Origin of the sequence: Nocardioides sp., from assembly GCF_047602075.1 — a bacterium.
In the GTDB taxonomy this organism is placed as follows: domain Bacteria; phylum Actinomycetota; class Actinomycetes; order Propionibacteriales; family Nocardioidaceae; genus Nocardioides.
This window is the reverse complement of sequence record NZ_JASGIF010000002.1, coordinates 1,250,211-1,261,292: the sequence shown is the minus strand read 5'-3', so window position 1 is coordinate 1,261,292 and position 11,082 is coordinate 1,250,211. Positions and strand designations below refer to the sequence as shown.

The window sequence follows — 11,082 nt, the reverse complement described above, 5'->3', positions numbered from 1 at the left end:
ATCAGAGTCCGGGGCGGAACGATACGGTGACCGGGTGGCATCGACGTCCCTCGTGAAGGGAGCGCGGGCAGCGCGCTCGACCATCGCACTGAAGATCGTCATGGCCGTGAGCGGCTTCGTCTTCGTCGCCTTCGTGCTCGCGCACATGTACGGCAACTTGAAGATGTTCGCCGGCCACGACGCCTTCAACGAATACGCCCACCACCTGCGCACGTTCGGTGAGCCGATCCTGCCGTACGCCGGGTTCCTCTGGCTGCTGCGGATCGGGTTGATCATCGCGCTGATCGCCCATGTGTGGTCGGCGGCCAAACTCTGGGGCCGGGCCAACCACGCCCGCACCGTGAAGTACTCCGCCAGACCCAAGACCGCCTCGATGCTCTCCTCACGCTGGATGCGCTGGGGCGGCATCGCCCTGCTGCTCTTCATCATCTGGCACCTGGTCAACTTCACCATCGGCAAGGTCAACGTGTCCGGTGGGCCGACCGACGACCCCTACAACCTGGTCGTGGACACGTTCGCGAGCTGGTGGATGACGCTGATCTACCTGGTCGCGATGTTCGCACTCTTCCTGCACCTGCGGCACGGGGTCTGGAGTGCCTCCCAGACCCTCGGCTGGACCAACTCTGCGCGCGCCCGGGTCTGGGCCAAGGGGCTCGCGCTCGGCATCGCGGTCGTCGTCGCCGGCGGCTTCTCCCTCGTCCCGATCTTCGTCGTCGCCGGCGTGATCGCGAAGTAGACCCGAAGGACCTGAAGATGGCTACCCCGAAGACCGCGAGCAAGGCCTCCGTGCAGACCTCGGACGACGCGCACGGCTACTACGTCCTCGGCGACCCGATCGCCGATACGAAGGGCCCTGACGGGCCGGTCCAACAGCGTTGGGACACCCGGAAGTTCGAGGCCCGACTGGTCAACCCGGCCAACCGGCGCAAGCTCTCGGTGATCATCGTCGGCACCGGCTTGGCCGGCGGCTCGGCCGCCGCCACCCTCGGTGAGGCGGGCTACCAGGTCAAGGCCTTCTACTACCAAGACTCCGCCCGCCGGGCCCACTCGATCGCCGCCCAGGGCGGCATCAACGCAGCGAAGAACTACAAGGAGGACGGCGACTCGGTCTTCCGGCTGTTCTACGACACGGTCAAGGGCGGTGACTACCGCTCGCGGGAGTCCAACGTCTACCGGCTGGCAGAGGTCAGCGCGAACATCATCGACCAGTGCGTCGCCCAAGGTGTGCCGTTCGCCCGGGAGTACGGCGGTCTGCTCGACAACCGCTCCTTCGGCGGTGTGCAGGTCTCGCGCACCTTCTACGCCCGGGGCCAGACGGGCCAGCAGCTCCTCATCGGGGCCTACCAGGCGTTGGAGCGCCAGGTCGCCGTCGGCTCGGTCACGCAGTACTCCCGCCACGAGATGCTCGACCTGATCGTCGTGGACGGCCGCACCCGGGGCATCGTCGCCCGCGACATGGTCACCGGCGAGATCGAGACCCATGTCGCGGACGTGGTGGTGCTCGCCACCGGCGGCTACGGCAACGTGTTCTTCTTGTCCACCAACGCAATGGGCTGCAACGTCACGGCCAGCTGGCGGGCCCACCGCAAGGGCGCGCTGATGGCCAACCCTTGCTACACCCAGATCCACCCCACCTGCATCCCCGTCTCCGGTGACCACCAGTCGAAACTGACCTTGATGTCGGAGTCGCTGCGCAACGACGGCCGGATCTGGGTGCCGAAGCGGCGCGAGGACTGCGACAAGGATCCGAGGGAGATCCCCGAGGAGGACCGCGACTACTACCTGGAGCGGATCTACCCCTCCTTCGGCAACCTGGTCCCCCGCGACATCGCCTCCCGGCAGGCGAAGTACGTCTGCGACGAGGGTCGCGGGGTCGGGCCGATGGTGGGCGACTTCCGCCGCGGCGTCTACCTCGACTTCGCCGACGCGATCAAGCGCCTGGGTCGAGGCGCCGTGGAGGAGAAGTACGGCAACCTCTTCGACATGTATGCCCGGATCACCGGCGAGAACCCCTACGTCACGCCGATGCGGATCTACCCGGCCGTGCACTACGTGATGGGCGGACTGTGGGTCGACTACGACCTCGAGTCCAACCTGCGTGGCCTCTTCGTAGCGGGTGAGGCGAACTTCTCCGACCACGGCGCCAACCGGCTCGGCGCCTCGGCGTTGATGCAGGGGCTGGCCGACGGCTACTTCGTGCTCCCCAACACCATCCGCGACTACCTCGCCGACGGACCGTTCGAGCCGATCGGTGACGATCACCCCGAGGTGGTCGCCGCGCGCGCCGCCGTACAGGAGCGGATCGACCGGCTGATGTCGATCGGCGGCACCCGCTCGGCCGACAGTTACCACAAGGAGCTCGGCAACATCATGTGGGAGTACTGCGGCATGGAGCGGACCGAGGAGGGTCTGCGCAAGGCCATCGACCTCATCCGCGAGCTGCGGGCGGACTTCTACTCCAACCTCAAGGTGCTCGGCACCGCCGACAGCCTCAACCAGTCGCTGGAGAAGGCCGGCCGGGTCGCCGACTTCATCGAGCTCGGCGAGTTGATGTGCATCGACGCGTTGAACCGGCGCGAGTCCTGCGGCGGCCACTTCCGGGCCGAGTCGCAGACGGAGGACGGCGAGGCGCTGCGTCACGACGACCAGTTCGCCTATGTCGCTGCCTGGGAGTTCGGCGGTGACGACGGGGAGCCGGTCTTGCACAAGGAAGACCTCATCTACACCGCGATCGAGATGAAGCAGAGGAGCTATAAGTGAGACTGACCCTGAAGATCTGGCGTCAGGCCGACTCCTCCTCTACGGGGGCGATGCACACCTATGAGCTCGACGACGTCTCGCCCGACATGTCGTTCCTGGAGATGCTCGACGTCCTCAACGAGCGACTCAACGACCAGGGCGAGGAACCGATCGCCTTCGACTCCGACTGTCGCGAGGGCATCTGCGGCATGTGTGGCCTGATGATCAACGGGCAGGCGCACGGGCCCGAGGTGACCACTACCTGCCAGCTGCACATGCGCTCCTTCTCCGACGGCGACACCATCACCGTCGAGCCGTGGCGCGCCGACCCGTTCCCCGTCCTGAAAGACCTAGTCGTCGACCGGAGCGCCTTCGACCGGATCATCCAGGCGGGCGGCTTCATCTCGGTCAACACCGGCTCAGCGCCTGATGCCGAGGCGATCCTGGTCCCCAAGCCGGACGCCGACCGCGCCTTCTCGATGGCGATGTGCATCGGCTGCGGGGCGTGCGTGGCGGCCTGTCCCAACGGGTCGGCGTCGTTGTTCCTGGGTGCCAAGGTGACTCACCTCGGCATGCTCCCCCAGGGTCAGCCCGAGCGGGACGAGCGGGTGACGGACATGATCGCCCAGCACGACCACGAAGGCTTCGGCGGCTGCACCAACATCGGCGAGTGCACCGCGGCCTGCCCCAAGGAGATCCCGCTCGACGCGATCAATCAGCTCAACCGGGACCTGCGCCACTCCTTCATGCACGGGCACTGACTCACACTCAGCTCCCGCCCGGTTTGCGAACGTCAGTGCCCGCGACATCCACACAGCATGGACGCTCCGCTGATGTGGCGATTGTGCTACGTTTGCGCACATGTCCTCCGTCGCCGCGCGAGAGTTGCGCAACCACACGGCCCGGGTCCTCGACCGGGTTGCGCACGGTGAGCAGGTGACCATCACCGTCAACGGCGAGCCCGTCGCCGACCTGATCCCCACGCGGTCGCGGCGGCGTCGCTTCATGACCCGCTCGGAGTTCCTGCAGATCCCGTCGGCGGACCCGGGACTCAGGGCCGAGTTGGCAGAGCTGGCCGGCCAGACCCTCGACGAGCTGGGGCCGATCGAGTGACCCGCGGACTACTCGACACGAGCGTGTTCATCGCGCGCGAGTCCGGCCGCCCCGTCGATCACGCCAAGCTGCCCGACGAGGCGTTCGTGAGCGTCGTGACGCTCGCCGAGCTCCAGGCCGGAGTCCTGGCTGCCCAGGGCACCGACGTGCGCGCGCGTCGACTGCGCACGCTGGAGGCGCTCGCCGCCTATGACCCGCTCGTGGTCGGGCCCGCGGCCGCTGCCGAGTGGGCGCGAATGCGTGTGCTGCTGGCTGGCTCGCGACGCAAGGTGAACGTGAACGATCTGTGGATCGCCGCTGTTGCCGCCGCCAACGGGCTCCCCGTCGTGACCCAGGACGACGACTTCGACGTGATCGAGGATGTGGGCGGGCCGGCGGTCGTGAAGATATGACGGGTGGGGCACCGCCAGGCCCGTACCCAGAGCCCGCAACAGCCAGATCAGCTGTTCCCGATCGACCCCAGGGGGCTGGCTGCCGCCTTCTTGAAACGGCCGAAGTCACCGCACGCAAAGTACGTGTTTAAGAAGTCTCGGCCCGTTCCGCGTCAGAGAACAACGACCCCGGCGCAGTCAACACCCGCCCGATAGACACACCGCCAGCCCGACAGCAACCACCGAATAGATTCCGGGCGGACTCTGCCTCACCGTCCCTGGTCGCGCTTCTCGGTCCGGGCACGCCATGCGCGGCGGGCTGCCGCCAGGGTCAGCACGGAGCCAGCTCCCGCAGCGAAGACGGCTGCGGCACATCGGCGGCCCCCAGACGCCCGATCCGCTGACTCCTCCGGAGCGCGTGTCGACCCCGGCTGCCCATCCGGTCCAGTTGCTCCTCTGGGGCCGATGCTCCCCACCTCGGACCCGTCGGCGGGCGAGGCACCGGCAGCCCCCGCCTCGGTCGGTCCGGAGTCAGCCTCGTCATGGGGTGCGATGGGCGCGACCCGGATGGCCCGGGACGCCGGTGCGGTATGCGCCCAGGCGGCGCCGTACAAGGTGATCCGGGCGAAGTAGTTGATCCAGACCATCACGATCAGCGCGATCCCGAACAGCTGGAACGCGGGTTGTCCGGCCGTGCTGCTCAGCAATCGCGAGGCGAGCAGCTTGAGCACCTCGAACCCGGTGGCGGCCAGCAGCGCACCCTGCCACAGGACGCGGCGAGGGTTCTCACTCGCGCCGAGGATGACATACATCGCCATGAACAGCAGCGCCGAGGTGACCACACCGACCAGCACGGAGATCACGGTCAGCACCGGCGCCAGGCCCTCACCGAGGTCGACCCAGCCCAGCAGCTGCCTCGAGAAACGGGTCACCACGCCCGACAGCGCCACGCTGACCGCGAGCGAGACGCCCAAGACGGGGAGCATCACCAGGTCGCGCAGCATGCCCATGACGAAGTTCGGCCGATCGACCTGGTCGACGTCGAAGACGTGCAGCAGCGCCGTACGCATCGCGGAGACCCAGCCCAGGCCGGTGTAGAGCGCACCGAGCAGACCGAACCAACCGAGCGCCGACGTCAGCCGCTGCACCTCCTGGAGCGACAGCGCTCCGTCGGAGCTGCCGAACACCCCCGGGAACGCCGAGGTGACCGCCTTGGTGAGGGTGTCCTGGGCCTCGGGATAGACCTCGGTGACCCGTCCGATCACGAACAGCGCCAGCGCCATCAGGGGGAAGAACGACAAGAAGCCGAAGTAGCTGATCCCGCCCGCGTTGACCGAGCCCTGGTTCTGCGAGTAGTGCTCCTGGGTGCGGATCAGATGGTCCAGGATCGGCAGCCTGCGACGGGCTGCCGAGAAGCGCCCCATCACCCGGCTGACCAGCGACGGTCGGTCCGCCATCGTTGTCCCTAGCTCCGCCGCACCTAGGCGAGGGCGGCGGTCGGGGCCAAGGTGAACTCCCCCGTCGGCTGCCAGCCGCGGGTCGGGTCGTGCTCGTAGAGGTGGAAGCTGTCTGCGGTGAACTCGCAGGTGAAGTCGGCGAGCTCCGCGTGGGCGCGGTCCAGAGCCGGGTCGGGGAGTTGGTGGGCCACTGTCACATGAGGGTGGTACTCGAACTGCAGGCTCACATCCAGTGGCCCACGACGAACCTGCTCGGCCAGCCGGGTGCAGCGGTCGAAACCGTGGGCGACCGTGACGAAGACCACCGGCGAGATCGGTCGGAAGGTGCCGGTGCCCTGGAGCCGGACCCCGAACGAGTCGAACCCGGCAGCGACCGCCGCCAGGTGGTCGCGGATCAGGCCGAGGTCGGTCCCCGTCGTCTCGATCGGGGGAACCAGCGTGATGTGGGTCGGGATCTGCGCCGCCGCCACGTCACCGATCGAGATGCGGTAGTCCTGCAGCTCTCGGCCCCAGGGCTCCGGGATGGGGAGCGCGACTCCGATGGTGGGCATCGAACCTGACCTTAGCCCTAGCGCGTGGCTCGCGAGGTGAAGCCGACCCGCTCGTAGACGTCGCGCAGGGTCGCCTCCGCGACCGCTGCGGCCCGGCTCGCGCCGTCGTCGAGGATCGCCTGCAACTCGTGCGGGTCGTCGAGCAGCTCCAGGGTCCGGTCACGGAAGGGCGTCACGAAGCCGACGACCACCTCGGCCAGGTCCTTCTTCAGGTCGCCGTAGCCACGGCCGGCGTACTCGCTCTCCAGATCGGTGATGCTGCGACCGGTCAGCGCGGAGTAGATGGTGAGCAGGTTGCTGACTCCGGGCTTGGCGTCGGGGTCGAATCGGATCTGGGTGTCGGAGTCGGTCACCGCCGAGCGGATCTTCTTCGCGCTCGCCCTCGGATCGTCGAGCATCTCGATGATGCCCTGCGGGGAGGAGGCCGACTTCGACATCTTGGCGGTCGGCTCCTGGAGGTCACCGATCTTCGCGGTCGCCTTGAGGATGTAGGGCTCCGGGAGCCGGAAGGTCTTCTTGTAGCGGTGGTTGAATCGCTGCGCGAGGTCGCGGGTGAGCTCGAGATGCTGGCGCTGGTCCTCGCCCACCGGGACGTAGTGCGGGCGGTAGAGCAGGATGTCGGAGGCCTGCAGGATCGGGTAGGTGAACAGTCCGACGCTGGCCGCGCCCTCGCCGCCCTTGGCCGACTTGTCCTTGAACTGCGTCATCCGGCGCGCCTCGCCGAAGCCGGTCAGGCACTGCAGCACCCAGCCCAGCTGGGCATGCGCCGGCACCTGGCTCTGGACGAAGACCGCTGACCGCGCCGGGTCGATGCCGGCGGCCAACAGCTGTGCCGCGGCGGTGAGGGTGCGTCGGCGCAGGGTCTTGGGGTCCTGCTCCACCGTGATCGCGTGGAGATCGGCGACGAAGAAGAACGGTTGGTAGTCCTCCTGCAGGTCGACCCACTGCCGCAACGCGCCGAGATAGTTGCCGAAGTGGAACGAGTCGGCGGTCGGCTGGATGCCCGACAGCACCCGCGGCCGGGCCGACCCTGCGGATGCCGCGGCGACCGCGGTCTCCGGCTCGAGGGACACAGAAGGCATGGCCGGAATTGTGTCACTTGACGCCCGATCGGCGGTCAGCGGCTCCACTGAGCTCGGCGGGCCCGCAACGCGAGCATCGCGCTGAGCAGCACCACCGAGAATCCGGCCACCGACAAGACCGCGCCGACGTACGCCGTCGAGACGTACCCGAAGCCCGCTGCGATCACCACGCCACCCAACCAGGCACCCAGAGCGTTTGCCACGTTGAGGGAAGCGTGGTTCATCGCCGCGCCCAGGGTCTGGGCGTGCCCGGCGACATCCATCAGGCGCAGCTGCAGGTTCACGACCAGGACCGAGCCGATGGTGGTGACCGCGAAGGCCGGTCCGATCGCTACCCATCCGTAGGGGATCACCAGGCCGAAGGCCAGCAGCGCCAGGGCGAGGCCGAGGGCCGACGCGAGCAGGGAGCGCAGCACTGACCAGTCCGCGAGCCGTCCGGCCGTCCAGGTGCCGAACACCATGCCGAGCCCGAAGACCAGGAGGAACACCGGAACGGCACGATGCGAGAGGCCGGCGACGTCGGTGACCAACGGGGCGACGTACGACATCACCGCGAACATCCCGCCGAAGCCGATGGCACCGGCGAGCAGGGTGAGCCAGACCTGGGGGCTCCTGAAGCCGGAGAGCTCCCGGCGACCCGAGGAGTCGGGGTCGGCCGGACAGCGGGGCACGAACCAGAGGACGAGCGCGACGGTCACCAGCGCAAGGAACGCGGTCGACACGTAGGCCCATCGCCAACCCAGCGACTGCCCCAGCCAGGTCGCGGCCGGGACGCCGACCACGTTGGCTACGGAGAGCCCGAGCATCACGCTGGCTACAGCTCTCCCCTTGCGGCCCACCGGAGCGAGCTCCGCGGCCACCAGCGAGGCGACCCCGAAGTAGCCACCGTGGGGCAGGCCGTCGACGAACCGGGCCACCGTCAACGACGCGAACCCGGGCGCCAGGGCGCTGACCAGGTTGAACAGCGCGTAGACGGCCATCAATCCCACCAGCAGCGAACGGCGCGGCAGCCCGGCCCCGAAGTAGGCCAGCAGCGGAGCCCCGACCACGACGCCGAGGGCGTAGGCGGAGATCACGTGACCGGCCTGCGGGATGGAGACGCCGACCCCGGCGGCGATGTCGGGCAGCAGACCCATGGTGACGAACTCGGTGGTGCCGATCGCGAAGCCGCCGATGGCCAGGGTCAGCAGGGCGAGGCCGAGGTGCCGCGCCCGCACCTCGGTGGATCCGGGGGTGGGCGACGTCTCGGGGGCGATCGTTCGAGTCATCTCCACGCTAGTGTCCAAGAGCGGCGCGCGGTGACCTATTCCTCGCTGTCCATCTCCGGGACGTCATACCTCCCGGTCGCCATAGCGACCAACCGCTATGACGTCCCGCCCAGCAGCTCCAGGGCGGCGTTGAACGTGGCCGAGGGGCGCATCACCGCCGAGGTCAAGGTGTCGTCGGGGCGGTAGTAGCCGCCGATGTCGGCCGGGGAGCCCTGGACGGCGAGCAGCTCGGCGACGATAGTGTCCTCCTGCGCCGTGAGCGCCTCGGCGAGCGGGGCGAACGCCGCGGCGAGGTCGGCATCGTCGGTCTGCGCGGCGAGCTCCTGGGCCCAGTAGAGCGCGAGGTAGAAGTGGGAGCCGCGGTTGTCGATGCCGCCGACGCGGCGGGCGGGCGACTTGTTCTCGTCGAGCAGCGTCCCGGTGGCCCGGTCGAGCGTGTCGGCGAGCACCTGGGCCTGCACGTTGCCGTTCGCCTGCGCGTAGTGCTCGAAGCTGGCCGCCAGTGCGAAGAACTCACCGAGGCTGTCCCAGCGCAGGTAGTTCTCCTTGAGCAGTTGCTGGACATGCTTGGGCGCCGACCCGCCGGCCCCGGTCTCGAAGAGGCCACCACCGTTCATCAGCGGCACGATCGACAGCATCTTCGCCGAGGTGCCGAGCTCAAGGATCGGGAACAGGTCGGTGTTGTAGTCCCGCAGCACGTTGCCGGTCACCGAGATGGTGTCCTCGCCGCGGCGGATCCGTTCCAGGGAGTACGCCGTCGCTGCCGCCGGCGCCATGATCTCGATGGTGAGACCGTCGGTGTCGTGCTCGAGGAGGTAGTCGCGCACCTTGGCGATCAGGTTGGCGTCGTGGGCGCGGCCCTCGTCGAGCCAGAACACCGCGGGGGCGCCGGTAGCGCGGGCGCGGGTGACGGCCAGCTTGACCCAGTCTCGGATCGGCGCGTCCTTGGTCTGGCAGGCGCGCCAGATGTCGCCGGCCCGCACCTCGTGCGCCATCAGCACCTCGCCAGCACTGTCGACCACCTGGACGGTGCCGTCGACGGGGATCTCGAAGGTCTTGTCGTGGCTGCCGTACTCCTCCGCCGCCTTCGCCATCAACCCGACGTTCGGCACCGAGCCCATCGTGGCGGGGTCGAAAGCGCCGTGTGCCCGGCAGTCCTCGATCACGGTCTGGTAGACGCCCGCATAGGACGAGTCCGGGATCACGGCGAGTGTGTCGTGCTCCTGGCCGTCGGGACCCCACATGTGGCCGGAGGTGCGGATCATCGCCGGCATCGAGGCGTCCACGATCACGTCCGAGGGGACGTGCAGGTTGGTGATCCCCCGGTCGGAGTCGACCATCGCCAGCTCCGGCCCGTCGGCGAGTCCGGCCGCGACAGCAGCCTTGATCGCCTCACCCTCGGGCAGTGACGCCGCACCTGCGAGGAGGGCACCGAGTCCGTCGTTGGCGGACAGGCCGGCGGCGGTGAGCGCGTCGCCGTACTCCTCGAAGAGCCTGGGGAAGAACGCCCGCACCACGTGACCGAAGATGATCGGGTCGGAGACCTTCATCATGGTGGCCTTGAGGTGCACCGAGAAGAGCACACCCTCGGCCTTGGCCAGGGCGATCTGGGTCGCCAGGAACTCGTCGAGCGCCACCACGTCCATGAACGTTCCGTCGACGACCTCGCCGGCCAGCACAGGCACGGACTCCTTCAGCACCGTGACGGTGCCGTCGGTGGCCACCTGCTCGATCCGCAGGGTGTCGTCGGCGGGCAGCACGACGGACTTCTCGTTGGTGCGGAAGTCACGGTGACCCATCGTCGCCACGTTGGTCCTCGACGCTGGCGACCAGGCCCCCATCGAGTGCGGGTGGCTGCGGGCGTAGTTCTTCACCGACGCCGGGGCACGGCGGTCGGAGTTGCCCTGCCGCAAGACCGGGTTCACCGCCGATCCCTTGACCCGGTCGTAGCGACCGCGGGCGTCCCGCTCCTCGTCGGTCGCCGGGTTGTCGGGGTAGTCGGGCACCGCGAAGCCCTTCTCCTGCAACTCGGCGATGGCGGCTTTGAGCTGCGGGATGGAGGCGCTGATGTTCGGCAGCTTGATGATGTTGGCCTCGGGCCGTTCGGCGAGCGCACCCAGCTCGGCTAGCGTGTCGGAGACCCGCTGTTCGTCGGTCAACACCTCGGGGAACTGCGCCAGGATGCGCCCGGAGAGCGAGATGTCCCGGGTCACGACCGGCAGCCCGGCGTGGGCGGCGTACGCACGCACGATCGGTAGCAGGGAGTACGTCGCCAGCAGCGGCGCCTCGTCGGTGTGGGTGTAGATGATCTCGGGGGCCGACATCTGGGGGGTCGGGGCAGAGTCCGTCACCCGTGGGACGGTAGTAGCCGCAGCGGGGCTTGGCGACATCGGGGTCGCCCCACGGACAGCACGCTGTCGTCCCCGGAGAGCGCGCCGTCATCTAGAGTGCAGTGGTTGTCGAGAGCCCGATCGACGGGCGCACCAACGAAGGGGATGGGT

At 68.5% G+C, this 11,082-nt stretch carries 10 protein-coding genes; 5 read left to right on the top strand and 5 right to left on the bottom strand.

The window, feature by feature from the left end; all coding sequences use genetic code 11:
• The first annotated feature begins 34 nt into the window (after positions 1 to 34).
• The 5 genes from QM714_RS18725 to QM714_RS18705 all read left to right on the top strand — a co-directional run bounded on the left by QM714_RS18725 (position 35) and on the right by QM714_RS18705 (position 4,244).
• Positions 35 to 736, top strand: a complete 702-nt coding sequence (locus tag QM714_RS18725) for a succinate dehydrogenase cytochrome b subunit (RefSeq protein ID WP_415102849.1) — start codon at positions 35 to 37, stop codon at positions 734 to 736.
• Between the two features lie 17 nt (positions 737 to 753).
• Positions 754 to 2,760 carry a fumarate reductase/succinate dehydrogenase flavoprotein subunit gene (locus tag QM714_RS18720; protein ID WP_415102848.1) on the top strand — a complete coding sequence of 669 codons (2,007 nt, stop codon included), beginning with the start codon at positions 754 to 756 and terminating at the stop codon, positions 2,758 to 2,760.
• On the top strand, positions 2,757 to 3,500 hold the full coding sequence (locus QM714_RS18715; RefSeq protein WP_415102847.1) for a succinate dehydrogenase/fumarate reductase iron-sulfur subunit: 744 nt from the start codon (positions 2,757 to 2,759) through the stop codon (positions 3,498 to 3,500). Before QM714_RS18720 ends, QM714_RS18715 begins: the two co-directional genes overlap by 4 nt.
• A 100-nt stretch (positions 3,501 to 3,600) precedes the next feature.
• Positions 3,601 to 3,852, top strand: a complete 252-nt coding sequence (locus QM714_RS18710) for a type II toxin-antitoxin system Phd/YefM family antitoxin (RefSeq protein WP_415102846.1) — start codon at positions 3,601 to 3,603, stop codon at positions 3,850 to 3,852.
• The gene (locus QM714_RS18705) at positions 3,849 to 4,244 is read left to right on the top strand and encodes a type II toxin-antitoxin system VapC family toxin (protein WP_415102845.1); all 396 of its coding nucleotides are present in this window, start codon (positions 3,849 to 3,851) and stop codon (positions 4,242 to 4,244) included. The genes QM714_RS18710 and QM714_RS18705 overlap by 4 nt, the downstream gene beginning before the upstream one ends.
• A 248-nt stretch (positions 4,245 to 4,492) precedes the next feature.
• On the opposite strand, the gene QM714_RS18700 is transcribed toward QM714_RS18705, so the two are convergent.
• The 5 genes from QM714_RS18700 to QM714_RS18680 form a co-directional block, all read right to left on the bottom strand.
• A complete protein-coding gene (locus tag QM714_RS18700) occupies positions 4,493 to 5,680 on the bottom strand; it encodes a YihY/virulence factor BrkB family protein (protein WP_415102844.1) in 1,188 nt (395 codons plus the stop codon).
• 23 nt (positions 5,681 to 5,703) lie between these two features.
• A complete protein-coding gene (locus QM714_RS18695) occupies positions 5,704 to 6,231 on the bottom strand; it encodes a 2'-5' RNA ligase family protein (RefSeq protein WP_415102843.1) in 528 nt (175 codons plus the stop codon).
• 17 nt (positions 6,232 to 6,248) lie between these two features.
• Positions 6,249 to 7,313: a tryptophan--tRNA ligase gene (gene trpS, locus QM714_RS18690; protein WP_415102842.1), complete on the bottom strand. Its 1,065-nt coding sequence runs from the start codon at positions 7,311 to 7,313 to the stop codon at positions 6,249 to 6,251.
• 35 nt (positions 7,314 to 7,348) lie between these two features.
• Positions 7,349 to 8,581 (bottom strand): MFS transporter, encoded by a 1,233-nt coding sequence (locus tag QM714_RS18685; RefSeq protein ID WP_415102841.1) that lies wholly within the window; start codon positions 8,579 to 8,581, stop codon positions 7,349 to 7,351.
• A gap of 95 nt (positions 8,582 to 8,676) precedes the next feature.
• On the bottom strand, positions 8,677 to 10,905 hold the full coding sequence (locus tag QM714_RS18680) for an NADP-dependent isocitrate dehydrogenase (RefSeq protein WP_415103062.1): 2,229 nt from the start codon (positions 10,903 to 10,905) through the stop codon (positions 8,677 to 8,679).
• Positions 10,906 to 11,082 lie beyond the last annotated feature (177 nt).